Origin of the sequence: Kribbella sp. VKM Ac-2569, from assembly GCF_004216905.1 — a bacterium.
GTDB lineage: Bacteria > Actinomycetota > Actinomycetes > Propionibacteriales > Kribbellaceae > Kribbella.
Window position 1 is genome coordinate 1,882,163 of record NZ_SGXJ01000001.1, and the last position, 24,307, is coordinate 1,906,469.

The window sequence follows — 24,307 nt, forward strand, 5'->3', positions numbered from 1 at the left end:
CTCAAGCCCCCAGTGCGATGAAGGACTGCCCAGCCGTGCGCGCCGGCCGGTCGTCGCCGGCCGACACCCGTGCCTGGGCAAGTGCTTCGGCAAGATCGTCACCGGCCCGCAGCCTGCCGTGCAGGCCGAGCATCAGCGGCACCGTCGCCGGGTCGTTCACCGGTACGACGCTCGCCACAACGCCGGACGACCCGAGCGCCACCAGCGCACTGACCAGACCGAGCAACTCGTCCGCACCACTGGGTCCGCCGAGCGCGGAGCTGCAGCTCGACAGCACCACTCGGTACGGCGCGCGATCCAGCCGTTCGAGGTCGTACACCGTCAGCGGCCCGTCATCCAATTGGAGCGCCGAGAACAGCGGACTGTCCGCGCGGAACGTGCCGTGTGCGGCGACATGCACCAAGGACGCCCCGTCCATCGCTTCCAGGACTGATTCCGCCGTCGCATCGCCCTCGGTGAGTACCACCGCATCCGGATACAGCTCGGAGAGTCGCCGTACCTCCTCCGGTCCGGTCGACAACTGCGGACCGCCGATCAGCACCACTCGCTCGGTCGCCGGCGGTACGGCGCTCTGTGCGCGCAACCACGCGGCCGCCGACGGGGCCACCGAGGTCGGCCGATGCCGCAACGACGGCAGCAGGCTCCACGGAACCGCGTGCAGCCGGCCAGTCGGTACGACGACCACCGGGCCGTCGGCCAAGTGCTTGGCCACGTCGCCCAGGAGCGCCGTCTCCAGGCGGTCTCCGATGGCGTCCAGGTCGAGCCGGTCCTCGCCGCGTCCGGTCGACTCACGTCGCAGCGCGAACAACGCGTGCGACAACCGACGAGTCGCCTCTTGGGTGGGACCGATCAACTCGAGGTGGACCCGGCCGCGCGCCGCCAGCATCGCGTACAACTGGTCGTCGACGTCGGTGAGCTCGACCAGACTGCGGTCGCCGAGATGAGTCAGCAGGTCGGCACTGCGGAACTGGTCGGGCCGGTCGCCCGTGATGCCGGGCGTTACCAGAACTCTGCGTCGTACTGCGGATTCGAGGCGCCGGCGTTCGCGATGCAGCGGAGCCGGTCCGAGTCGTTGGTCGTGGCTGGTCTCCAGCCGGTAGGTCAGGCTGCGCAGCGCGGTGAGGTCCGCGACCAGGCCGTCGTCCTGCTGCGGCCGGACCGGCGGGATCGCGAGCACCGTGGCGCGCCAGCGTTCGCTCCACTCGAGGACTTGGCGGGCGTTTCCGCGCTGGACGGCGTACCGGAGCGCGATCGCGGCGAGTTCGGCGCCCTGAGCAGTGGCGAGGACGCGAAGCTCGGTGGCGCCGAGGGTGTGCACGTAGACCTCGATCAGGTTCAGGCCCTGCCGGCAGGCGGCCAGCATCGCACGCGCCCGGCCGTCGCCTTGGTGGAGCGTGGCTTGGGCGAGCCAGCCGGCGCCACGCGCTCGAAGGCCGCGGTTCCGCGCGCCGGCCGCGATGCTCAGGTGGTGTCTGGCCTCGGCCGACTCGGAACGCGCGAGAGCGAGCCTGCCCGTCAGCAGATGCGCCTCGACCGCGAGGTCCGCATCGAGTCCGTCGAGTTCGCCGCTGAGTCGTTGGCCGGTGCGCAGCAATCTCGCCGTACGGTCACCACCCGCGTAGCGGGATTGAAGCAACGCAAGCTCTGCACGAGCCGCCCACCACGGACGCTGCTGGCGGCGGAACAGCTTCATGGCGGCGCGGCTGCGGCTCTCGGCCAGCTCCAGAGCACCGGCGGCGTGCGCTGCCAGGCCGGCGCAGTACAACAACTCCGCGCGTCGAGCCGTGGAGCCGCGCTGGTGCTCGAACCGCTCCAGAGCACTGTTGATCTCGGTGAGTGCGTCACGCGTCAGACCGGCTGCCAGCAGCACCACGCACTTGTTGACGAGCAGATCTGGCTCGAAGACCCCGAGCTCGTCGACCACCCGTTGTGCGTCGTCGAGGTACAGCAGTGCCGTCGGCAGGTCACCGCGGGCGAAGGCTGCGGCACCACGCGCCTGCCGGGTGTCGGCGTACTCGGCCTGTTGACCGCACTTCGCGAACAGCTGCTCGCTGCGGGCGTAGTCCAGATCGGCGCGCTCGATCGCGCCCATCGCGAGCAGCACCATCGCCCGGTGGGTCAGCGCGCGCGCCTCCCAGATCAGGTCACCGGTGTCGCTCAGCAGTTCGACCGCCTCTTCGGCGTCGGCCAGCGCTTCGGCGTACCTGCCGAGCAGCGCCCCGCGCACCCAGACCCGGCGGACCAGGATGCGGCCGGCGAGCACACCGGTCCGGCCGGGGACGATCGAGTCGAGTACGGCCAGGCCACGTCCGGTCTGCCCGGCCATGACCAGAGCCACGCCGAGGCTCGCCAGGATGTCCGCCTCGCGGTCGGGATCCGCAGCCTTGCGAGCATGCCGGTACGCCGCCTTGAGTTCGGTCACCGCCTCACCGATGTCACCGAAGTCGCGATGGACGACACCCGCCGCTTTGTGTGCTGCCGCGGCATCCGCGTCGGACGGGGAGTTCGCGAGAACCTGGCGGGCGAGCTTCAGGGCGTCAGCAGGCCGCGACAGTGCGAGCGCATGCAGTTCGTCGGCGTCCACAGCCCCGCCCCCTCACCCAGCCATGTTCCGATCGTAGTACGCCGCACCACCTTGTTTTTGGAAGGTTTCTGACCAACTAGGGGGACGAAATGCCAGCAGACCAACGCCTCAAAGACGCCCTGCACCTCATCCTGGACGACCCCGAAGAAGGTGGAGAGGAGCGATGGCACGGTACGACGGCCGCGTACCCGGCCAACTGGGAGGAGGTCGGGTACGTCAAGTACTTCTACCGCCGGGACACGATCCTCGTCCGCGCGGCCGACACCGATCTGGTGATCAGGACACTGCGCGACACGGTGACGCCCAGCGAGGAACGCAGTCCGATCATTCCCGACGACGTCGTCATCGACCTGCTGCCGGTGATCGACGGCGTGACGAGCCTGGTCTGGCGCTACGGCAGGACCTACCGTGCGGTGAGCGAGGCGCGGCAGGCGGCCGACGGTGACTCCGGCTTCGGCGGCGACTACGACGGGCAATACAACGACGACGATCCACTGTCGGTGCCGAACGTACTGGCCGAGCTGGACCGGCGGGCCGGCCCCGGCGGGTGGTCACCGAACCACGCGCTCCCGTACTGCGGCAACGGTCACCCCTGCCCGGCCACCGAGCCAGACTGCGTGCCCGGCAAGGCGGCGTGCCCAGAGCCGCCGGTGAGTGACGGGATCTGTTGCGGGACACGCGGATGGGACGGCCGTGATGTGTTCGTAGGTGTCGTCGACGGCGGTCTGGTCGACGGTGTGCAGGTGTGGCCGTGGATGGCGGGCGTCACCGGCGAAGCCGAGGATCCCTTCATGGCTCCGGGCAGCACGCGCATCCGGCCGTACGCGTGCCACGGGACGTTTGTTGCCGGATGTGTGCGCTGCGTGGCGCCGAAAGCGAAGGTCCATGTCAAGAAGGCCGAATACATCCCCTGTCGGCCGGACTCGGGGATGGCCTACGAGGACGAGATCATCCAGAAGATGAACGAACTGATGGACTGCGGTGCGGAGGTCATCGTCTGCGAGTTCGATGGCTTCACCCGGTTCCATCGGCCGTTGCTCACCTTCAACACCTTCTACGACACGCGTTTGCGCCACCTGAACGTCGTCATCGTCGCGCCGGCCGGCAACGACACGACGTACGAGCCGACGTTCCCCGCGGCGTACTCGTGGGTGATCGGCGTCGGAGCGCTCTCCGCCGACGGCAACTGCCGAGCGTCGTTCTCCAACTACGGCGGTTGGGTCGATGTCTACGCACCCGGCGAAGACTTGGTCAACGCCTTCGCAGTCGGCGACTACGAGTGTTTCGAAGATGAGGTTCCCCATGAACAGCGCCATTTCGAAGGGCTGGCCAGCTGGAGCGGTACGTCGTTCTCCGCACCCCTGGTCGCCGGGATGATCGCCGCACGCATGTCCGGAACCGGCGAAAACGCTCCCCTCGCCGCAGAATCCTTGTTATGCCTCGCCCGTAGCCAAGCGGCCTCAGGCGTCGGTCCGGTCCTCCACCCACACCAGGTCTGCGCCACGCCCCGCAAGCCCTGCCACCCGACCTGCGATTGCGCCTGCACCCACTAAGTGTTTGCGCTAGGGTCCACAACCATGTTCGGTGTGCGAGGCAGGACAGGTCATCTGGCGTGGTACCGGACCGATGAGGCGGCGGCAGAGGTCGCCTTCCTGCACGGCTTCTCCGACTCGGCGCAGTGCTGGGAGCCGGTGATCCGCGGGATGCCTGGGATTCGGGCGCTCGCGATCGATGCGCGTGGGCACGGTGAGTCCGGGCTTCCGGACGAGCCTATTCGCTATGAGGCACACCGCGACGATGCCGCCCTCGTGCTGTCGAGCCAGCCCCATGAGGGCGGGATCGTCGTGGTCGGCCACTCGATGGGTGCGATGGCGGCCGCCCACCTGGCCGCGTCGCGGCCGGACCTGGTCCGTGCGGTCGTACTGGAAGACCCGCCGACCGGAACGCCTGGCGACCGGCACGACGAACCGTGGTCCGAGCCGCCTTGGCTCGCTGACGTCCGAGCACTCGATCTGCCGTCACGGATCGCCCAGGGCCGATCCAACGACCCCGACTGGCCTGACGACGAACTCGAGCCCTGGGCCGTGTCGAAGGCGCAGGTCAACCCGCAACTGTTCGATCTGACGTTTCGCGACGCAGGCCCGCTGACCGACCTGCTGGCCGAGATCACGTGCCCGGTACTGCTGATCCACGGCGACACCAAACGCGGCTCACTGATCTCCACCGAGTACGCCGAGCGCTGCGCTCAAGCAGCAGCCGGCGAGTTCCGCGCCGTACACATCGCCGGCACCGGCCACTCGGTACGCCGCGACAACCGCCAGCAGTACCTCGCAGAACTCACACCATTCCTCGACCGATACCGCTAGTGCAGGGTGTAGCCGCCGTCGATCACCACAACTGAGCCGGTCATGAAGCTGGAGGCCGGCGAGGCCAGGAAGACGACGGTGGGGGCTATCTCCTCGGGTACGGCGTACCGCTGCATCGGGACGTCGTCGATCCAGCGGGCCTTGAACTGTGGCTCGTCGACCGGTGCCATCTCGGTCTTCACGTAGCCGGGGGCAACGGCATTCACGCGGATGTTCAACGGGGCCCACTCCGCGGCCAGGGACTTGGTGAGCTGATGGACTGCGGCCTTGGAGGCGTTGTACGCCGGTTGCCACTGTGGACGGTTCACGATCTGCGCCGAGATCGACCCGATGTTGACGATGGTGCCACCGCCGACCGTCGTGAAGTGCCGGGCGGCCTCCTGGCTGAGCTTCCACAGGCCGTCGACGTTCGTGGCGAACACGGTGTCCCATTCGTCGTCGGGTACGTCGAGGGCCGGCCGGTGAACGCACGCTCCGGCGTTGTTGACCAGGATGTCGAACCGCCCGGTCGCGTCCAACGCCGCGTGGATCGCCGCCCGGCCGGAGGCCCGGTCATTGACGTCGAGGCCGACGCCGATCACCGTCCGTCCCGTCTCCCGCGCCAGCGCCTCAGCCGCCTCCTGCGACGCCGCGGCGTCGCGCGCTCCGATCACCACGTCCGCACCGGCCTCGGCCAACCCGGTCGCGAAGGCCCGACCGAGCCCGCGATACCCACCCGTCACCAAAGCCGTCCGCCCGGCCAGCGAGAACTTCTCGAGAACACCCATCACCGAGTCACCGCTTCGATAGCCATCGCACCATTGTCACCGGTCGCCGCAGCCGACGATGGCACATCTCGAGCCTCCTTCCGGTACTGCGTCCGTGGTCCTAGGCTGTAGCGGGTCGGGGAGACTGCGATGGGTCTGAGGTAGGCACACCGCTGGGAAGGCGGCGGACTGTGGAACGTGGAGACGGGGTCCGCGGCCAGGAGCCGGAGCGAACCCGAACTGCAAGACTGCTCGGCCGGCGGGCGGAACGGGCGGTCCTCGACCGCCTGCTCGCCGAGGTACGCAACGGCACCAGCCGGGTTCTCGTCGTCCGGGGCGAGGCCGGCGTCGGGAAGACCGCGTTGCTGACCTACGCGACCGACTCCGCAGCGGACCTCACCACGCTGCGGGCGGCAGGCGTCCAGTCGGAGATGGAGCTGGCGTTCGCGGCGCTCCATCAGTTGTGCGCACCGCTGCTTGATCGCCTGCACCGGATTCCCGCACCGCAGCGCCGGGCGCTCGCGACGGTGTTCGGGCTGGCGCCCGGTCCCGCTCCGGACCGCTTCATGGTCGGACTCGCCGTACTGAGCCTGATCTCCGACCTGGCCGGGGAACAACCGGTGCTGGTCGTCGTCGACGACGCGCAATGGCTCGACACGGCGACGGCGCAGACGCTCGGCTTCGTCGCCCGCAGGATCGGCGCCGAATCGGTCGGGTTGTTGTTCGGCGCCCGCGAGATCGGCGTGGACCTCCACGGTCTCCCCGAGCTCCAGGTCGACGGATTGCCTGCCGACGAGGCACAGGCGCTGCTGGGATCGGCCGTCGAGTTCCTGCTCGACGAACCCGTCCGCGAGCGGATCGTGGCCGAGACCGGCGGCAACCCGCTGGCCTTGCTCGAACTGCCCCGGGGCCTGACGGCCACTCAGCTCGCGGCAGGGTTCGGTCTACTCGGTGGACGGGGGCTGCCCGGGCGCATCGAGCAAAGTTTTCTGCGGCAAGCCGATGCCCTGCCCGCATCGACCCGGCAGCTGCTTCTGGTCGCGGCGGCCGAGCCGATCGGCGACCCGGTCCTCGTCCGGCGGGCGGCCGACCAACTCGGGATCGACGCAGCCTTCGCCGAGATCGACGGCTTGCTGAGCCTGGGCGAGCGGGTGACGTTCCGCCACCCGCTGGTCCGGTCGGCACTGTACGGATCGGCCTCCGAGACGGAGCGCCGCGCGGTGCACCTGGCGCTGGCCGGAGCAACAGACTCGGCAGCCGACCCCGACAGGCGAGCTTGGCATCTGGCCGCGGCCGCGCCGGGACCTGACGAGGACGTCGCCTTCGAGCTCGAGCGGTCCGCCGACCGCGCTCAGGCCCGGGGCGGATTCGCTGCTGCGGCTGCCTTCCTGCAGCGCGCGGTAGCCCTGACCCGCGATCCGGTCCGGCGGACCGAACGCGCGCTGGCCGGCGCGCACGCCAGTCTGCAGGCCGGCGCGTTCGAGACCGCCTGGGCGCTGCTGGCGACGGCAGAGGCCGGGAAGCTCGACGACCTCGGGCGGGCCCGCATCGACCTGCTCCGCGCCGAGGCTGCGTACGCGCAGCAGCGCGGCCGGGACGCGCCCGGCCTGCTCCTGCGCGCCGCGAAAACCCTTGAAACGCTCGACGTACAACTCGCTCGCGACACCTACCTCGATGCCTGGAGCGCCGCCCTGTTCGCAGGTCAGCTGGCCGCGGGCACCGGTCTGCGCGAGGTGTCGCTGGCCGCCGAGGCAGCGCCGCGGTCCGAGAGCTCCACGCGAAGTTCCGATGTCCTGCTGGACGGGTTCGCGTTGCTGTTCGCCGAGGGCCGGGCGCGCGCGGTGCCGCTTCTGAAGCAAGCAGCGATCGCGTTCGGCGAGCAGGAAGCCTCGACCGAGGAGGTTCTGCGCTGGGGATGGATGGCCACCGCGGCGGCCGCGACCGCGTGGGACTTCGAAGCATGCCGGTCCACCGCCACCCGGCAGGTGGAGGTGGCACGTGCCGCCGGCGCGCTGGCGGTCCTGGCTGTCGGCGTCAATGTGCTCGGCCAGGTCGTTGCGCTGGCCGGCGAATTCGCCGAAGCTAGCTCGCTCTGGGCCGAGGCCGACGCGGTCCGAGAGGCCACCGGTACGCACGTGCTGCCGTACGGCGGCCTGGTGCTGGCAGCGCTGCGCGGACGCCCGGACGAGGCGTTCCCGTTGATCGACGAGACCATCGCGAGCGCGACCGCCGAAGGGCAGGGTACGGCGGCGCAGTACGCGCGCTGGGCGAGGTCCGTCGTACTCAACGGTCTCGGCCGCCACGACGAGGCGTTGCCGTGGGCGATCTCGGCGAGCGAGGACACACCGGAGCTGTTCGTGTCCTCGTGGGCGCTCAGCGAGCAGATCGAGGCGGCCGCACGCAGCGGACGTCAGCGCGAGGCCGCCGCAGCACTCGAGCAACTACAGGCGAAGACGCTGGACACCGACGAGTGCTGGGGCCGCGGCATCGAGGCCCGCGCCCGGGGCTTGCTGGACGACGGCAAGACCGCAGAAGGTGCGTACCTCGAGGCGATCGAGCAACTGACCGGCACCCGGCTGCGCCCTGACCTGGCACGGGCGCACCTGCTGTACGGCGAGTGGCTGCGTCGTCGTACTCGCCGAGGGGAGGCACGAGCGGAGCTGCGCAGCGCGTACGACCTGTTCACATCGATCGGCATGGCTGCGTTCGGCGAGCGGGCACGTCGCGAGTTGCAGGCGACCGGAGAGACGGTACGCCGACGAGCGAGCGGACCGACCGCGGGTGGCGAGCTCACTCCGCAGGAATTCCAGATCGCCTCGCTGGTCCGTGACGGGCTGTCGAACCCCGAAGTGGGTGCCCGGCTCTTCCTCAGTCCTCGCACTGTCGAGTGGCACCTCCGCAAGATCTTCGACAAGCTCTCGATCAGCTCGCGCAGACAGCTGCGCGAGGCCCTGCCTCAGACCGGTCACGAGGCGACTGTTTAGCTCCGGAGCAGCTGCTGGCCGCCGTCGACGTCGTACGTCGCACCGGTGAGGGCTGTGTTCGTCATCAGGTGGATGATCAGCGCGGCCACGTCGTCCGGGCCGACCACACGCCGGATCGGAAGCGTTTCGCGCAGCTCGGCCCGCCGCTCCTCGAGCTGATCGCCGAGCAGCCGCGCCGACAACGGCGTATCGACGAAGCCGGCCGCGACGGCGTTCACCCGGATCGGGGTGAGTTCCAGAGCGGCGTTCGCGGCGATCGCCTGCAGCCCGACGGTTCCGATCGCGGCAAGACTCAGGCCGACGCCGGGCCGGCGGGCGCCGGTACCGCTGATGAGCGTGAGGGAGCCGCCAGGACGAACCCGTCCGATGCACAGGCGGGCGATCCGCAGCGCTCCGAGCAGATCCTCGTCGAGGAGGCGCTGCGCCTGCTCGAAGTCCAGCTCGGCGATCGGTGCGTAGAACGGCCCGCCGCCGCTCACCAGGACATGGTCGAGCTCCGCGGGCAGGTCGGCGAAGACCTGCTCGAGACGGTCCGGATCCCCCAGGTCCAGGGTCGGCGCGCTTTCGGCGTCGACCTCGGCGGCGGCCTTGGCGAGTCGCTCGGGATCGCGGCCGGTGACAACGATCCGGGCGCCGGCCGCGTGGGCCTGGTGGGCCGTGGCCAGCCCGATCCCAGAACTTCCGCCGATCACGACCACGAGCTGTCCGTCGAGTCTGTCGCTCATCGTGTTCTCCAGTTCATCCGGTCAGTTGGACACCGGTACCGCGCAGCCGTGAACGCGCGGCGTCGCCGGCAGTTGGGTGGCGGGTGGGCGGCCACGTGCGACGTACAGGAAGGTGATCAGCGCGGCGACGACGCTCAGGCCCGCCATCACGAGCATCGCCGTCTGGTACCGGTGCGCGAGTGGCTGGACGAGGTCGTCCGAGCCGCCGACGCCGAGCAGGGCGGGGACGAGCGCGATCAGGACCACGCCGCCGACGCGGGACGCGGCGTCGTTGATCGCCGATGCCTCGCCCAGATCCGCGTCGTCGACAGCAGCCAGTACGCCGGCCGTGAGCGGTGCGACGGTCAGACCGATGCCGAGTCCCCACAACAGTGCGCCCGGCAGAATCGCGCGCAGGTAGCTCTCGCCTGGGCTCGCCGACGACAACCACGCGAATCCACCGGCCACGATCAGGATGCCGACAGCCATCGGCCCGCGCACGCCCACGCGGACCACGAGGCCACCAACGAACGGCGAGACGAGCAGGAAGACGGCTGACTCCGGGATCAGCGCCGCACCTGCCTCGGTAGCGCTGTACCCCAGCTGAAGTTGGCACTGCAGGACGACCAGATAGCTCGCCGCGGACAGGGCTCCGTAGAAGAGGATTGTCGCGGCATTGATCGCGACGAACTGCTTGATCCGGAAGAGCGCCGTACGGACCATGGACGCCGGTCGCCGTCGCTCCACCGGAATCAGTACGACGAGGCAGACCACCCCGACAACAGCTGGCACGAGCACCTTGGCGCTGCCCCATCCGGCGGCTGGACCTGCTGTCAGCGCGTAAATCACTCCGCCCAGGCCGAGGATGGTCAGCAGGGCTCCCATCACGTCGACCGAGAGTTCCCGGCGTGCGCGGCTGACTTCCGGTACGCCGTGAAGTACCCACAACGCTGCCGCGATCAGCGGAGCATTCAGCAGGAACACGTACCGCCAGGAGCCGTGGTCGATCAGCCAGCCGCCGCCGTACGGACCGAGCGTCGTACCGAGGGTCGACAGACCCGCCCAGATGCCGATCCCCTTGGCGCGGTCCGCCGGTCGCAAGGTGCCGTTGAGCAAGGCCAGGCTGCTCGGCACGACCATCGCTCCGCCGGCTCCTTGTACGACCCGAGCCGCGATCAGCGCCGCGGTGTTCGGGGCAGCCGCGCAGCACAGCGACCCGATCAGCATCACGACGAGACCGGCGATCAGGATCCGGCGCCAGCCGAAGTGATCGGCGAGCGCGCCGGCGAGCAGGAGCAGCGCGGCGACGGTCACTAAATACCCCGTCAGCACCCACTGCAGCCCACTCACGCCGGTCCCGAGGTCGCGACCGATCGCCGGGATCGCAACGTTGACCATGTAGGCATCGATGAACCCGACCATCGAGGCGAGCACCGTCGCCGCGATCAGCAGTGCCCCCGCCCGCCCACGCACCGCAACCCCTGAGTACGCCGCACGCTCGTCCCTCGTTGTCATCTCACTCCTCCCTTTCACGTCCACGATCTGCCTTTGCGAGGCGGGATGACCCCCGGGACTGTCCCTGGTTGCCGGGGACCAGGGACATTCACTGGCCCGACGGGCGCGTGGGGCGGGTGAACCTGAACCCGAGCGAAAGGAGTCCGCGATGGACAGGAAGCACGAGTACGACGTGATCGTGCTCGGGGCCGGTGCCCCTGGAGAACACTGCGCCGCGACGTTGGCCAAGGGCGGTGCGCGCGTCGCCGTCGTCGAGCGGGAGTTGCTCGGTGGCGAGTGCTCGTACTGGGCCTGCATCCCGTCGAAGACCCTGCTGCGCCCGGGCGAGGCGCTCGCCGAGGCCCTCGACACGCCCGGCGCCAGGGAGGCCGTCACCGGTTCCCTCGACGTAGCCGCGGCTCTGGCGTGGCGTGACTTCATGGTCTCGGGCTACGACGACTCCGGTCAGGTCTCGTGGGCCAAGGGCGCCGGAATCGAGGTACTACGCGGTTACGGCCGGCTCGCCGGCCCGCACACGATCGCGGTGGACGACCGGACCTTCACTGCCGACGCGATCGTGGTCGCGACCGGCGCCGATCCGATGATTCCGCCGGTACCCGGGCTCTCGGATCTGCCCGGCGTGTGGACGAACCGCGACGTCACCGGGATGGTCGACGTACCGGACCGGCTCCTCGTCCTCGGCGGCGGCGCGACCGGCGTCGAGATGAGTCAGGCGCTGGCCCGGATGGGCACGGCCGTGACGCTCCTCGAGCGCGGCGAGCACCTGCTGCCCCGCGAGCCGCGGGCGGTCGGCGAGGCGATCGCGACCGCGCTCGCCGCGGACAACGTCGACGTCCGGGTCGGCACCGGCGTGGAGCGGGCCGCGCTCGCCGGATCGACGTACGTCGTCGACCTCAGTGACGGAACCCAGCTGACGGGTGATCGGATCCTGGTCGCGACCGGTCGCCGGCCGCGCGTCGAGGGCATCGGGCTGGACACCGTCGGCATCGATCCCGACCCACGAGGCATCCCGGTCGACGACACACTCCAGGCAGCTCCCGGCATCTGGGCGATCGGCGACGTCACAGGACTCTGGCAACTGACGCACGTCGGCGAGTACCAAGGACGCGTTGCCGCGAGCAACATCCTCGGCGTCCCCCGTGCGGCGGACTACGAAGCGGTGCCGCGGGTCGTGTACACCTATCCGCAGGCCGCGTCCGTCGGCGCCGCGAACGGAGCGTTCGTGGCGACGATCCAGCTGTCCGGGGTGCCGCGGACGTCGACGTACCTGCGCTCGTACGACACCCAACCGGGCTTCCTTACGCTCGTCTCCGACGGAACCGTGATCACCGGCGCGTACGCCGTCGGCCCGGAAGCCGGCGAATGGCTGCAACAAGCGACCCTCGCCATCCGCGCGAAGGTCCCGCTCCCCGTCCTCCTCGACGTCATCCAGCCGTTCCCGACCTTCTCAGAAGCCTTCCTGCACGCCCTCCGCGACCTCGAAGCCCAGATCGCCACCCGCTGAGTACCCGGGTTCTCTTCGCGATCGTTGACATCACTTGGGACTTCAGCGGCACGGTGGGTGCGAATCGGCCGTATAGTTCGGAGTGTCAGGAACGCCGACTCGAACGGCGTGTCCGGCTGCCCCAGACCCGGCGGTGCTCCAATGGCGTGTTTGGACGGAGTCGGGTCGATGTCTGTCATCCGCACTGAAATCTCCCGGCCACCAGCACCCGGCGGCTTCCGCGATGATTCCGGCGGCGCCGGAACAGACGTATTGCTGGCCGGTGGTCTGGCCCAATTGGCGGTGGAGTTGTACGACGTCGCCGGCATCGAGGAAGCCGTGGGCCTGGTGCTGGCGTACGCGCGGCGCACCACCACGTGCGACTGCGCCGGAGTCGTCCTTGTCGACCGACGGAAGGGTCTGAAGACAGGCGGCGCCACGGATCGGCGAGTGGAGCAGGCCGACCAGCTCCAACTGGAGTACGGCGAGGGGCCTTGTGTGCCCGTGAGCCGGGAGCAACCAAGCGTTCTGGTCAGCGACACCATCGTCGACCCGCGGTGGCCGCGGTGGAGCCCACGCGTGGCCGAGCTCGGTCTTCGCAGCGTGCTCACAGTACGGCTGTGCACTGCCCGGTCGAACCTGGGCGCGCTGAGCCTCTATGCGATCCACCCTGGCCGGTTCACGGCCATCGACGAGACGACCGCGCGGTTGCTGGCCCGGCACGCCGCCGTCGCTATCGCCACCGTCCTGGACGCGTCGACTTTGAGGCAGGCGATCGAGACCGCCACGCTGATCGGCCAGGCTCAGGGCGTCTTGATGGAACGCTTCACCATCGACGCCGATCAGGCGTTCGCAGTGCTCGGTCGCTACTCGCAGGACAACAACATCAAGCTCCGCATCGTGGCGGCCGAGTTGATCAGCACCCGGCGGCTCTCCACCAGATCACCGGTGGCCGCCGCCGACCGATCACCGGCAATCGGCTGATCGGCGGGTTGGCCCTGGTGGGCGAGACGGAATGGGAGGCGGTGTGGTCAAGTGTCATCGTCACGAGTTCGGCAGATCCTGGCCGAGGTCATGGCCGAGGCGGGAGACGGGCTCCCGGAGAAGCTGTGCCGCACCTGTGCGGTGGCGTTGTCGGTCAGCGGTGTGGGGTTGGCATTGATGACCTCCGCAGGTCACGGCGGCACCATCACGGCCACAGACGGGCCGGCTTCGATGATGGAAGACCTCCAGGCCACCCTCGGCGAGGGCCCGTGCCTGGACGCGTCGAACGACGGGCAGCCGGTGTTGCAGTCCGACCTGGCCGCGACGGGACCGGCGCGGTGGCCGGGATTCACTGCTGCCGCTCTCGACGCGGGTCTGGCTGCCGTGTTCGCCTTCCCACTGCAGGTCGGTGCGATTCGGCTCGGCGTGCTCGGCCTGTATCGCGACACGGCCGGTTCGCTGGACCGGCCCCAGTTGGCCGAGGCACTGGCGTTCGCGGAGGCTGCCACCACGATCTTGCTGTCCTTGCAGGACAAGGCCACACCGGGCGAGCCGCTGCATCCGCAGTTGGCCGAGGCCGTCGAGAGCCGCCGCGAGATTCATCAGGCGACCGGGATGATCTCGGTGCAGGCCGGCGTCGGCATGACCGACGCGCTGCTGCGGCTACGCGCCCACGCCTTCAGCAGTGAACGTTCTCTGATCGAGGTGGCCAAGGAGGTAGTCGACAGGCGGCTGCGCTTCACGCCCGAAGACGATCATCATGAATAGACACCACGGGTCCCGGGAACATCATCACGTCGGAAGGAGAGCGCCATGAGCAGGGAGCGGCGACTGGCCAGCGTGTTCGTCGAGCTCGCGGACACCCTTGTCGCAGGTTTCGACGTCATCGACTTCCTGCACACGCTCACCGAACGCAGCGTCGAACTCCTGCAGGCTGACGCAGCCGGTCTGATTCTGGTTGATCCACAAGGACAGTTGCACGTGCTGGCCTCCACTACCGACGAGGCCCGACTGCTGGAGCTCTTCGAGCTGCAGAACTCCGAAGGACCCTGCCTGGAATGCTTCACCGCCGGACAGCCGGTGGTGAATATCGACCTGGCCGAGGTCCAGGCCCGGTGGCCGCGGTTCCAGGCGGCGACCACCGCGGCCGGCTACCGTTCCGTGCATGCCCTGCCGCTGCGGCTGCGCGGTCAGGTCATCGGAGCCATGAACCTGTTCTGCCGGGACCGTTCCAGTCTCAGCGACGACGACATCGCGGTCGGTCAGGCGCTGGCGGACGTCGCCACCATCGGTCTGCTGCAGGAACGCACCGTTCGCCACGGCGAGATCGTCGCCGAACAACTCCAGGGTGCGCTGAACAGCCGCGTCCTGATCGAACAGGCCAAAGGAGTACTGGCCGAGCGAGCCGGTCTCGGCGTGGACGCGGCCTTCGCCGTACTGCGCACCTACGCGCGCCGCAACGGGCGCCACCTCAGCGAGGTCGCCGCCGCCGTGATCGACGGTTCGCTGGACTTGACGACGTCGCCCTCCAACCAGCAGAGCAGGTAGTCACCGACCGAGGAGTCCGACGGCGAAGGAGACGACCAGGACCGAGAGCATCAGCGCCGAGACCGATTCGACCGCCATCAGGAGCTTGGCCCGAACGGTCAGCGGCATGGTGTCGGTGGGGCTGAAAGCCGAGGAGTTGGTGACGGACACGAACAGGTAGTCTATGAATCCCGGCGCCCAGCCGGACCTGGCCGAGGACCGCTGCGCCACCTCACTGATCGCGTCGTGGTCCTCGTCCTGCGGAAATCGGAAGTCGGCAGCGGGCAATCCCGGCCGATCGACCCGGAAGCGCGTGACCGGACCGCCCCGATCAAGCTCCCAGTACGCGAGCGCGAACACGAGAACGTTCGTCAGCCACACCTGGCCGGCGGCTGCCAGCAACTGACCACCCGCCGTCGCCTCTCCGGCTACCAGCGACCGGATCAGTAGCACGAGGGCAGTCGTGTTCGACAACGCGATCAGCAGCACGAGTCCGATCGACAGCCGTCGCAGGAAGCGATTCTCCTTGCTCATCCGGCGTGGGTTGGCCAGGACCAAGGGAACGAACAACAACAGTTCCAGCGCCGGGATCACGAACCGTGGCCCGATCTGCAGAGCGCCGGGCAGGACGGCGTACAACCCGATCGCCGCCATCACCCCGACAGCAGCCGGCAACCGGGGCTCAGCCGGACGGGTCTGCCGCGTCCGTTCATCATCCATGCGAGTCACCCTGGCATATGAGTCGGGGGACGCCCCGCAGGCGGCGTCCTCCAATCTCTACACGTGCGTGAGGGTCGGCAGCCCGCGGTTGCCGTCCGGGGCGATGGGAATGAGCTCGAAGGTTCGTCCCCAGGTGAGGTCGACCGATTCGGCGAAGAAGGCGACGCGGTGGACGCGGCCCAGGTCAGGCCAGGTACGGCCGGCCGCTGCCGTCCCACTTGAGGACACCGGTGTACGTCTGGCGCTTGCTGGAGTCCTTCACGCCGTTGTGGTTCGCGTCGACGTACGCGTGGAAGGCGATCCGGGTGGTCTTGCCGACGTTGATGACGGTCGCGCCGCCCGGTCCGCAGAGCCGGGTCGACTTGGTGGTCATCAGGGTCTTGACGCGGGTGAAGCGACCGCCCCAGAAGGTGCTCGCGGACCACACGTCGGTGTTGTAGGAGCAGTTGATGTAGTCGCCCCGGGAAGCGAACAGCCACACCTTGCCGCCGTGCGCGATCACCGACGGGCCCTCGATCCTGGTCGAGCTGACGATCTTGGCGATGCTCTTGCCGACCACGCGTGTCCCGGTCTGCGTGTCCATCTGGACCGCGCGGATCTGGAAGCCGTACGCGTTGCGGTAGTCGCTCTTGTAGATCAGGTACCGCTTTCCGTCCTTGGCCCGGTACGCCGCCGGGTCGATCGCCTCGTACCCGCGCGAAACCCACGGCGAGCAGACGACCGGCTTGGAGCCCGGGGTGTAGTTCCCCGCCGGATGACGGGAGGTCGCGACACCGATGCAGTGCACGTGCCGTGACGCGGACTCGCCGGTGAAGTACATGACGTACAACGCGCCGCGGCTGTCGGAGCTCTGGAAAACCTCGGGCGCCCACAGCAGCGGCTTGCTGTGGTCGACCCAGGCCGGGATCGCCGCCATCGACTTGTGAATCGCCGACCACCCACCGCTCGTCGTCCAGCGCGTGCCGTATCCCGCGCCGGTCCGGAACAGGTAGTACTTCGAACCGAGATGCGCGAACCCGGGATCGGCGAAGTCCTCAGTCCCAACCCGCCGAACACTGCTAGGCCCCGCAGCAGCCTCCGCACTCCCCGGCTGCACAACAACCAGCCCCACGAGAGCCATCACAACAGCCAGCACAACACGACGCATGAGAACCTCCACAAACCCTGGGCGGACGAGGCTCTCGCAATCTAACCCGCCCACCAGGCCACCAGCTCTCGTGACACATGTGCGGGTACGTTGGGCCGATCGATCCGGCGGCTCCTCGCGCGAAGGCGGCGTGACCTGTCGCGGCGGGAAAGAAATCTTCGCTATATGCAACTTTGTTTCCCCCGCTCGTCGGCCGAGGGTGTGCACGGTCGACAGGTAGAGCACCAGCGAGACACCGTACGCACAACCACAATCACGCTCAGGTGCACTACCCAACCACCCGACACCTCCTGTCGAGAATGCACGCGCCGCCACTTCAACCACCCAGATTGACCGGCCCTGGTAGGGCCAGTGTGCGAAGGCAGGAGACCGGCTCGACGAAGGCGCTAGCTTGAGATCGTGAGTTCTACGAGGTCTACGGCGCCGTCGGTGGTGAAGAGGCCGAGGTGGCCTGGGCCTAGGTCGTAGCGGCGGAAGGTTAGGGCTACTTGGTTGTTGACGACGATCTGGCCGGTGGTGCCGTCCAGGAGGACCTGCACGGTGTGGCGGCCGGGTGGGAGTGGGCAGTGGCGTTCTAGTTCTACGAGGTGTGGGATGTCGCCGTCGACCTGCCATTGGGCTGAGCCGGTGCGGCCGCGGGGCCAGCGGTCTAGGACGATGCGGTTGCGCTGCGGTTCGAGTCGTACGACGGTGGCGTGCTCGCCGTCCGGGCTTGCGTGCAACAACAGCCCGAACGCCTGCGTGCCGGCCGCAACGTCAACGGTCAGCGTGATCAGGCACCGGTCCGGCGCGACCTCCCCGACCCACGCGGCGTACCGATCAAGGGCCGGCTCGACGTCGAGCTTTACCTGCTGTACATCGGAGTACGCCGCCACAACCTCCGCGGGGAGACCGAACGCCAACGTCCCGTCGTCCTCCTGATGTGCTTCGAGTACGGCGAGATCGCCGGCCCACTGCCACCGGCCGGCATCGGAATCCCCTTGTTTTGTGGGGATCCAACCGATGATGAACCGACGCCCCTCGTGCTCGACCGACTTCGCCGCATAGAACGCCCGCCCGTCGACGGTGTCACGCCCCGGCGCGAGCCACGGACCGTCCGGCCCACGCGCGATCCGATAACGCGTCTGGAACGCGTCGGTGAACTCGGAGTACACCAAGTACCACCAATCGCCCCACTGGAACACGTCCGGGCACTCCTGCGTGATGAACCGGTGCGGCTCCCACAACGGCTCCACAATCGTCCACCGCGCCAGGTCGGTCGACGTCAATCGCGCGACGACGCCACACCGACGATCCGGCCCATCGACGTACCGCGCCGCCAAAACCATCTGCCACGGCTGATCGGCTGCGGTCCGGTAGACGAACGGATCCCGCCAGTCCTGGGGCACGTACCCCGGCGGTGCACCAAAAGATTCCGAGGCGAGCTTGGTCCAACGCGTCGGATCGCCGTCGCTGACCGCGTGGCACACCACCTGGAAGTCACCGTCCGCGTCCCCGCGCCGCGGATTGTGCCCGGTGTAGAAGAGATGCAGCTGAGAACCATCGGCAATCACACTGCCCGTGTAGCAGTCGAAATCGACCGCATCCCGATCCCCCGCCGGCAGTACGACGCCGTGGTCCGTGTACTGCACGAAGTCCGTGGTGGACACCAACGCCCACGGCATCCCACTCGCACCGGCGGTCGGGTCCTCGGGACGCTCGTCCAGCAGGTAGAACAGCCAGATCCGGCCGGCATGACTGAACGGAATCACATCACCGACGAAGCCCGACGACGGGCGCCAATGGATCATTTCGCAGTAACTCGTGGTCGCCGGCGTGGCGGATCACCGACCGAGTCCCGCTCGATCAGCGGGCAGTCGATGATCACCCGCTCGGGCGCATCGTCCGGGCCGGCCACCAGGAGCTCGCCGGCCCGTCGGCCCAGCATCAGGTGCGGCAGCTCGGCGGTCGTGAGACCCGGCCGGACCTGGTCCGCGACATCGGGCTGATTGTCGAAGCCGACGATGCTGACGTCCCGCGGGCACTCCAGCCCGAGCGCGTGCAGGGCGAGCAGCGCGCCGATCGCCATCCGGTCGTTCCCGCAGACCAGAGCCGTCGGGGCGTGCTCGGTGATCACCTCGGTCGCCAGGTCGTACCCGTTCCCGATCTGGTAGGTGCCGTACCGATGTACGAGATCGGCCGGTCGCAGACCGGCCGCCCGGGCGGCGTCGTCGAATCCGCGCCGACGTTCCTTGCAGGCGTAGTCGTTCCGCATGCCGCCGAGGAACGCGACCTCGCGATGCCCGCGTTCGAACACGGACGCCGCCGCCGCACGCCCACCGGCGTACTCATCGGCCAGCAGGACCGTGTCGGCGTGGCCCTCCTCGGGCCAGCAGTTGACGAAGATCGTCCGGATCCCGTCGAGGCGCGGGCTGCGGTGCAGCGGCTTGGGCGAGAGCGATGCGTACACGATCGCGGCGACGCCTTGGCCGACCAGGCTCGCCACCGCGTCGTCGCCCTGGCCCGGATCGTCGGTCGTGTCGACGACCATGCACACGTAGCCCGCCGGCTGGACGACCTGTTGCAGGCCGAGCACGATCAGGCCGGCGTACGGCTGGGAGACGATCCCACTGGTCACGACGCCGACGGTGAACGACTTGTTCGACCGCAGCAGCTGGGCCGCCCGGTTCGGGACGAAGTCGAGCTCGGCCGCGGCTTGGAGCACACGCCGCCTGGTCTCCTCGGCGACCGCGACGTCGCGGCGGTCGTTGAGCACGAACGAGACGGTCGGCTGGGACACCCCCGCGCGCCGGGCGACGTCGGTCATCGTGACGCGTTTCGGCCGGCCGTCCGCCTGCTTCGCCATGGTTCCCCTTAACGGTCCGCGGCCTCCGAGCCGCAGCCAATTTACTATCACAGCTCGACCCAATACGTATTGCGCACCACCGTACACCGCTGCTACCGTCCCGGGTCAATACGTATTGGGCGGCGCGCCGGGCCGCCCGATCGGTCAAGGAGGAACCCTCATGACAGGTATTCATCCGCCCGGAAACTCCCTCGCCCGCCGTACGCTGCTGAAGGCCGGAGCCGGTGGGCTCGGGCTGGCCGCGCTGGCCGACCTGGCCGCCTGCAGCAAGGACGGCGGCGGCTCGTCGAAGTCGCTGAAGATGCTGTACTTCGGTGAGCAGGCGCAGGCGACCCAGCTGCAGAACCGGTTGCAGCCGCAGATCGCCAAGCTCGACGCGACCATCAAGTTCGAGATCTCCGCCATCAACGGCACCGACTGGAACGACTTCCTGGCCAAGGTGCTGACCCAGATCGCCGCCGGGACCCCGCCGGACATCATCAGCGTCGCCACCGAGGGCCTGCAGCTGATGGCGTCGAAGGAACTGGCGGTCCCGCTCGACGACTACGTCACCAAGGACCTGGGCGCGCTGAAGGAGTACTTCGCCGACATCCACCCGGCCCTGGTCGAGTCGATGATGTACCAGGGCCACCTGTGGGAGCTCCCGGACAGCTTCAACGCCGGGAACATGTTCTACAGCACGGAGCTCTTCCAGCGCGCCGGCGTCGTACCGCCGAGCGCGGACTGGACCCTCGACGACTTCGAGACCGCGGCCACCAAGATCGCCAAGTTCAAGGGCATCAACGCCTTCGGCTGGGTGGTCCGGCTGTGGGGCAGCTGGACGTCGTTCATGTACGCGAACAACGCCAACCTGCTCGAGGAGAGCAAGTACGACGGCGGCGACTGGCTGTGGAACAAGGCGTACGCCGGTGACGCTGCCGCCGCGGGCCGCAAGGGTGGCTGGAAGTGGGGCGCACCGACCGCGAACTCCGACGCGACCGTCGAGGCGCTGAACTACATGATCGAGCTGACCAAGAAGGGCCTGTCACCGTCGCCCGATGTCGGCGGTGGCGGCACGCTGCAGGGTCTGTTCGCGTCGAACCGGATCGGGATGTCGATCGGCGGCGGGTTCTGGGCCGGCGGCCTCACCAACGCCGGGATGAAGAACGGCAGCTTCGACGTCACGATGTTCCCGAAGTGGAAGAGTCAGCGGCACCTGTTCGGCGCCGGCGGGTACGCGATCTTCAAGTCGTCGAAGAAGAAGGACCTGGCCTGGGAGGTCCTGAAGCTGCTGGTGAAGCCGGAGACCTTCGACCTGGTCTTCCCGGGCAACGTGACCACCCCCGGCCGCAAGTCCCTGGTGACGGCCGCGCGGTACGCCAAGACTGGTCCGAAGCACTGGTCGGTCTTCTACGACACGCTGACCAAGCACCCGGACACGGCCCCGATCCCGGCCCCGCCGTACTACAACGCGCTCGCGACCGCGCTGAACCAGCGCACCACCCAGGCGATCTCGTCCGGTAACGCGAAGGCGGCCCTGGACGGACTGCAGTCCGACCTCGAGAAGGCGGCAGGAGCGAGCTGATGTCTGCCGTCACCGCGGAGGTGCGCGAAGCCGTCGTGAAGCGGCGCGGTCATCCGTCCTCGCACGGAGAGGCGCGGTTCGGGTTCGCGATGATCGGGCTGTCGGTGCTGTTCGTCGCGATCTTCACCGCGATCCCGATCGTCGCGTCGCTGGGATTGTCGTTCTTCTCCTGGGACGTCATCTCGACACCGGAGTACGTCGGGCTGGAGAACTACCGGCGGCTGTTCACCGACGGGCCAGTGCTCAAGTCGTTCGGCGTGACGCTGGGGATGGCGCTCGCGATCGTCGTACTGCAGCTGACCATCGGGCTCGGGCTCGCCGTCCTGGTCAACCAGCGCAAGCTGGTCTGGGTACGGACGTTGTTCCGTACGGCGTTCTACCTGCCGCTGCTCGCGTCGACGGCGGCCGTGTCGATCTTCATGGGCTACCTGTTCGACTACAAGTTCGGGGTCGTGAACTACTACCTCAGCCTGCTCGGGATCTCGAACGTGCCGTGGCTGACGAGTGGTTTCGGGGCGGCCGCGACGATCGTGCTGATCGCGGTGTGGCAGCAGATCGGGTTCACGTTCGTCCTGTTCGTCGCGTCGCTGATGTCGGTCCCCACCGACGTACTGGAGGCCGCGCAGATCGACGGCGCCGGGGCGTTCCGGACGCTGTTCCGGATCAAGATCCCGTTGATCAGCCCAACGATCCTCTTCGCCGCGGTCGTTGCCCTGATCAACGCGATGCAGCTGTTCGACCAGCCGTACATCATGACCAAGGGCGGCCCGGGGTCTGCGACCACGACGGTGACGATCCAGATGTACCAGAAAGGCTTCCAGAACCTGCAGTTCGGGTACGGCTCGGCGATCGCGATCGTGCTGCTGGTGGCGATCCTGGTCATCACCGGGCTGCAGTTCCTCGCGGCACGAAAGCTGGTGTTCTACCAATGACAGAATCGACCGGAATGCTTGCCCGGATCGGCCGGATCAGCGGGATCGCCATCTTGGTGATCGCTGCGATGATTGCCCTCGGCCCGTTGTTGTGGACCGTCACCACGTCGCTGCGGACACCGGCCGAGGCGTTCAGCAACCCGCCGCAGTGGATCCCGTCGCACCCGGACTTCTCCAACTACGCCGCGGTCTTCGACCGGATCCCGATCGGCCGGTTCTTCTTCAACAGCGTGATCGTCACCGGGCTGATCGTGGTCGGCCAGACCATCACCTGCACGCTGTCCGGGTACGCGTTCGCGATGATCAGCTTCCCGGGGCGCTCGGTGATCTTCGGGATCTTCCTGGCCACCATGATGGTGCCGCTGCAGACGATCATCATCCCGGTGTTCGTGATCATCCGGTACCTCGGACTCGCCGACAGCCCGTTGTCACTGGTGGTCTCCGCACTCGGCAGCGCGTTCGGCACCTTCCTGATGCGGCAGTACTTCATGCAGATGCCTCGCGAACTGGGCGAGGCGGCAAGGATCGACGGCGCCGGTCACTTCCAGACGTTCCTGATGATCTACGCCAAGATGGCCGGTCCGGCGATCGCCACCCTCGCGATCCTGAACTTCTCCGGCTTCTGGGCGGAGTTCTACCGGCCGCTGATCTTCCTGCAGTCGCAGGACAACTTCACCCTTCCCCTCGGGCTGGTCGGTCTGCAGGGGAACCTCGGCACGGGTTCGATCTCGGTCGTGCTGGCCGGCGTCGTACTGGCGATCCTGCCGAGCGTGCTGCTCTTCATCTTCGCCCAGAGGTACTTCATCGCAGGCATCACGGCAGGAGCATCACGGTGACCCAGACCCAGTCCGCAGCTCGATCGGCCGAAGCGGTGGCGCACCTCCGCCCCGCGTTCCACATCCGGCCGCCGCGCGGATACCTCAACGACCCGAACGGGCCGATCGAAGTGGGCGACGACGTACACCTGTACTTCCAGTCGCGGCCCACGCTCGACCACCACGTACCGGTCGAGTGGGGGCACGCGACGTCGCCCGACTACGTGCGCTGGACGGTGCACCGGCCCGCGATGGCACCGCGGCCGGGCGGGCCGGACACCGACGGCTGCTGGTCCGGCAACACGGTCCTGGACGACGGACGGGTCCGCGCGTTCTATTCGGGCCGCATCGAGGGACGCCCGTACCAGTCGGTGCTCACCGCCGTGTCCGACGACGGCGGGCGGTCGTTCGGGCCGCCGTACCAGGTGGTTCCTGACCCGTCCGACGACGCGATCATGTTCCGCGATCCCTTTGTCTGGCAGGAGAACGGCAGTTGGTGGATGGTCGTCGGCGCTGGGTACGTCGACCGCGGGGCGAGTATCCCGTCGTACCGCTCGACCGACCTCGAGAACTGGACGTACGCCGGTCCGCTCGCCGAACTGCCCCGCGGCGTCGTGGACGGCCACGACACCGGCGCCGCATGGGAATGCCCGCAGATGCTCACGATCGACGGCCGCCGGATCGCGGTAGTCGCGTCGTGGTCACCGGAAGGTGGTCCCGACGAGGTGCTGTCGTTCGATGTCGACGTACCGGTGGTTCCGCGGCGCGTCGATCACGGGACTAACTTCTACGCGCCATCGGCCTTGCGGGACAGCCGGTTCGGGCCGCTGCTGTTCGGGTGGCTGACCGAGGGACGGGACCGTCCCGGCTGGACCGACCACTGGGCGGGAGTCATCTCGCTGCCACGGGTCGTCTGGCTCGGGCCGGATTCGTCGCTCCGCTGCGCACCGGTGCCGACGGTCGACACCCTCCGCGTCGGAGACGGCTCACCCGCCGACGGCGCGTCGACGGGTGCCCAGTGCGAGATCGTCGTACCGGAAGGTTCCGGGCAGGTCGTCATCCACTTCAGCGAGCAGGAACGCCTCGTGATCGAACTGGACGCCGACACCCTGACAATCGACCGCACCCAAGCCAGCCTCAACCACCACGCCCACGGCGGCCGCATGCAGGCCACGGACGCCTTCGACCCCTCCTCCCATCGCCCAGCCGCCCGAATCATCCTCGACGGCTCAACCCTCGAAGTCTTCACCAGCGCAGGCCGCGTCCTCAGCACCCGCGTCTACCCCACTACCCCACCCACGTGGACAGTAGAAGCCCCAACCAACGCCCGCCACTGGCCGCTCGCCCGCTGACCAACGAGAACTGGCCGAGGCCTCGGTGCCTCGGCCAGT

The 24,307-nt window shown here is 68.5% G+C and carries 19 protein-coding genes; 11 read left to right on the top strand and 8 right to left on the bottom strand.

From position 1 onward, the window contains the following. Position 1: 1 nt before the first annotated feature. A complete protein-coding gene (locus tag EV649_RS08845) occupies positions 2 to 2,584 on the bottom strand; it encodes a CHAT domain-containing protein (protein ID WP_130382284.1) in 2,583 nt (860 codons plus the stop codon). A gap of 89 nt (positions 2,585 to 2,673) precedes the next feature. Here EV649_RS08845 and EV649_RS08850 point away from each other — a divergent pair, with 89 nt between their 5' ends. Both EV649_RS08850 and EV649_RS08855 read left to right on the top strand, forming a co-directional pair. Continuing rightward, positions 2,674 to 4,137: a S8/S53 family peptidase gene (locus EV649_RS08850; protein ID WP_130382286.1), complete on the top strand. Its 1,464-nt coding sequence runs from the start codon at positions 2,674 to 2,676 to the stop codon at positions 4,135 to 4,137. Positions 4,138 to 4,161: 24 nt separating this feature from the next. Next, positions 4,162 to 4,950, top strand: a complete 789-nt coding sequence (locus tag EV649_RS08855; protein WP_130382288.1) for an alpha/beta hydrolase — start codon at positions 4,162 to 4,164, stop codon at positions 4,948 to 4,950. Here the strand turns inward: EV649_RS08855 and EV649_RS08860 are convergent. Next, complete coding sequence (locus EV649_RS08860; RefSeq protein ID WP_130382290.1) at positions 4,947 to 5,717, bottom strand: glucose 1-dehydrogenase; 771 nt, start codon at positions 5,715 to 5,717, stop codon at positions 4,947 to 4,949. The genes EV649_RS08855 and EV649_RS08860 overlap by 4 nt on opposite strands. Before the next feature lie 170 nt (positions 5,718 to 5,887). Here EV649_RS08860 and EV649_RS08865 point away from each other — a divergent pair, with 170 nt between their 5' ends. Continuing rightward, positions 5,888 to 8,680 (top strand): LuxR family transcriptional regulator, encoded by a 2,793-nt coding sequence (locus EV649_RS08865; protein ID WP_198682364.1) that lies wholly within the window; start codon positions 5,888 to 5,890, stop codon positions 8,678 to 8,680. Here EV649_RS08865 and EV649_RS08870 read toward each other — a convergent pair. Beyond that, entirely contained in the window at positions 8,677 to 9,405 is a 729-nt protein-coding gene (locus tag EV649_RS08870) for an SDR family oxidoreductase (RefSeq protein WP_130382292.1), read from the bottom strand. The genes EV649_RS08865 and EV649_RS08870 overlap by 4 nt on opposite strands. A gap of 21 nt (positions 9,406 to 9,426) precedes the next feature. Next, entirely contained in the window at positions 9,427 to 10,899 is a 1,473-nt protein-coding gene (locus tag EV649_RS08875; RefSeq protein WP_130382294.1) for an MFS transporter, read from the bottom strand. A gap of 148 nt (positions 10,900 to 11,047) precedes the next feature. Between EV649_RS08875 and EV649_RS08880 the strand changes: the two genes are divergently transcribed. From EV649_RS08880 to EV649_RS08895, 4 genes are all read left to right on the top strand, one after another. After that, complete coding sequence (locus tag EV649_RS08880; RefSeq protein ID WP_130382296.1) at positions 11,048 to 12,403, top strand: NAD(P)/FAD-dependent oxidoreductase; 1,356 nt, start codon at positions 11,048 to 11,050, stop codon at positions 12,401 to 12,403. A gap of 168 nt (positions 12,404 to 12,571) precedes the next feature. Then, complete coding sequence (locus tag EV649_RS08885; RefSeq protein WP_130382298.1) at positions 12,572 to 13,366, top strand: GAF and ANTAR domain-containing protein; 795 nt, start codon at positions 12,572 to 12,574, stop codon at positions 13,364 to 13,366. A gap of 51 nt (positions 13,367 to 13,417) precedes the next feature. After that, on the top strand, positions 13,418 to 14,134 hold the full coding sequence (locus EV649_RS08890; protein WP_130382300.1) for an ANTAR domain-containing protein: 717 nt from the start codon (positions 13,418 to 13,420) through the stop codon (positions 14,132 to 14,134). 45 nt (positions 14,135 to 14,179) lie between these two features. Further along, positions 14,180 to 14,914, top strand: a complete 735-nt coding sequence (locus EV649_RS08895; RefSeq protein WP_130382302.1) for a GAF and ANTAR domain-containing protein — start codon at positions 14,180 to 14,182, stop codon at positions 14,912 to 14,914. On the opposite strand, the gene EV649_RS08900 is transcribed toward EV649_RS08895, so the two are convergent. From EV649_RS08900 to EV649_RS08915, 4 genes are all read right to left on the bottom strand, one after another. Then, positions 14,915 to 15,613 (bottom strand): hypothetical protein, encoded by a 699-nt coding sequence (locus EV649_RS08900; protein WP_130382304.1) that lies wholly within the window; start codon positions 15,611 to 15,613, stop codon positions 14,915 to 14,917. 184 nt (positions 15,614 to 15,797) lie between these two features. Then, positions 15,798 to 16,760: a family 43 glycosylhydrolase gene (locus EV649_RS08905; RefSeq protein WP_130382306.1), complete on the bottom strand. Its 963-nt coding sequence runs from the start codon at positions 16,758 to 16,760 to the stop codon at positions 15,798 to 15,800. A gap of 386 nt (positions 16,761 to 17,146) precedes the next feature. Next, a complete protein-coding gene (locus EV649_RS08910) occupies positions 17,147 to 18,550 on the bottom strand; it encodes a glycoside hydrolase family 32 protein (RefSeq protein WP_130382308.1) in 1,404 nt (467 codons plus the stop codon). Next, on the bottom strand, positions 18,547 to 19,605 hold the full coding sequence (locus EV649_RS08915) for a LacI family DNA-binding transcriptional regulator (protein WP_130382310.1): 1,059 nt from the start codon (positions 19,603 to 19,605) through the stop codon (positions 18,547 to 18,549). The genes EV649_RS08910 and EV649_RS08915 overlap by 4 nt, the downstream gene beginning before the upstream one ends. A gap of 160 nt (positions 19,606 to 19,765) precedes the next feature. Here EV649_RS08915 and EV649_RS08920 point away from each other — a divergent pair, with 160 nt between their 5' ends. From EV649_RS08920 to EV649_RS41080, 4 genes are read left to right on the top strand one after another with little or no spacing between them, the layout of a single operon-like run. After that, entirely contained in the window at positions 19,766 to 21,169 is a 1,404-nt protein-coding gene (locus EV649_RS08920; RefSeq protein WP_130382312.1) for a sugar ABC transporter substrate-binding protein, read from the top strand. Beyond that, positions 21,169 to 22,101 (top strand): sugar ABC transporter permease, encoded by a 933-nt coding sequence (locus tag EV649_RS08925; protein WP_241997896.1) that lies wholly within the window; start codon positions 21,169 to 21,171, stop codon positions 22,099 to 22,101. Before EV649_RS08920 ends, EV649_RS08925 begins: the two co-directional genes overlap by 1 nt. Continuing rightward, positions 22,098 to 22,937, top strand: a complete 840-nt coding sequence (locus tag EV649_RS08930) for a carbohydrate ABC transporter permease (protein ID WP_198682365.1) — start codon at positions 22,098 to 22,100, stop codon at positions 22,935 to 22,937. The genes EV649_RS08925 and EV649_RS08930 overlap by 4 nt, the downstream gene beginning before the upstream one ends. After that, on the top strand, positions 22,934 to 24,268 hold the full coding sequence (locus EV649_RS41080) for a glycoside hydrolase family 32 protein (protein ID WP_198682366.1): 1,335 nt from the start codon (positions 22,934 to 22,936) through the stop codon (positions 24,266 to 24,268). The genes EV649_RS08930 and EV649_RS41080 overlap by 4 nt, the downstream gene beginning before the upstream one ends. The last annotated feature ends 39 nt before the right edge of the window (positions 24,269 to 24,307 follow it).

What these genes read in the sequence shown, in the direction of transcription:
- EV649_RS08850 (WP_130382286.1), top strand. Translation starts at nt 2,674, where the DNA reads ATGCCAGCAGACCAACGCCTCAAAGACGCCCTGCACCTCATCCTGGAC.
- EV649_RS08855 (WP_130382288.1), top strand. Translation starts at nt 4,162, where the DNA reads ATGTTCGGTGTGCGAGGCAGGACAGGTCATCTGGCGTGGTACCGGACC.
- EV649_RS08860 (WP_130382290.1), bottom strand. Translation starts at nt 5,717, where the DNA reads ATGGGTGTTCTCGAGAAGTTCTCGCTGGCCGGGCGGACGGCTTTGGTG.
- EV649_RS08870 (WP_130382292.1), bottom strand. Translation starts at nt 9,405, where the DNA reads ATGAGCGACAGACTCGACGGACAGCTCGTGGTCGTGATCGGCGGAAGT.
- EV649_RS08875 (WP_130382294.1), bottom strand. Translation starts at nt 10,899, where the DNA reads ATGACAACGAGGGACGAGCGTGCGGCGTACTCAGGGGTTGCGGTGCGT.
- EV649_RS08880 (WP_130382296.1), top strand. Translation starts at nt 11,048, where the DNA reads ATGGACAGGAAGCACGAGTACGACGTGATCGTGCTCGGGGCCGGTGCC.
- EV649_RS08885 (WP_130382298.1), top strand. Translation starts at nt 12,572, where the DNA reads ATGTCTGTCATCCGCACTGAAATCTCCCGGCCACCAGCACCCGGCGGC.
- EV649_RS08895 (WP_130382302.1), top strand. Translation starts at nt 14,180, where the DNA reads ATGAGCAGGGAGCGGCGACTGGCCAGCGTGTTCGTCGAGCTCGCGGAC.
- EV649_RS08900 (WP_130382304.1), bottom strand. Translation starts at nt 15,613, where the DNA reads ATGGATGATGAACGGACGCGGCAGACCCGTCCGGCTGAGCCCCGGTTG.
- EV649_RS08905 (WP_130382306.1), bottom strand. Translation starts at nt 16,760, where the DNA reads ATGCGTCGTGTTGTGCTGGCTGTTGTGATGGCTCTCGTGGGGCTGGTT.
- EV649_RS08910 (WP_130382308.1), bottom strand. Translation starts at nt 18,550, where the DNA reads ATGATCCATTGGCGCCCGTCGTCGGGCTTCGTCGGTGATGTGATTCCG.
- EV649_RS08915 (WP_130382310.1), bottom strand. Translation starts at nt 19,605, where the DNA reads ATGGCGAAGCAGGCGGACGGCCGGCCGAAACGCGTCACGATGACCGAC.
- EV649_RS08920 (WP_130382312.1), top strand. Translation starts at nt 19,766, where the DNA reads ATGACAGGTATTCATCCGCCCGGAAACTCCCTCGCCCGCCGTACGCTG.
- EV649_RS08925 (WP_241997896.1), top strand. Translation starts at nt 21,169, where the DNA reads ATGTCTGCCGTCACCGCGGAGGTGCGCGAAGCCGTCGTGAAGCGGCGC.
- EV649_RS08930 (WP_198682365.1), top strand. Translation starts at nt 22,098, where the DNA reads ATGACAGAATCGACCGGAATGCTTGCCCGGATCGGCCGGATCAGCGGG.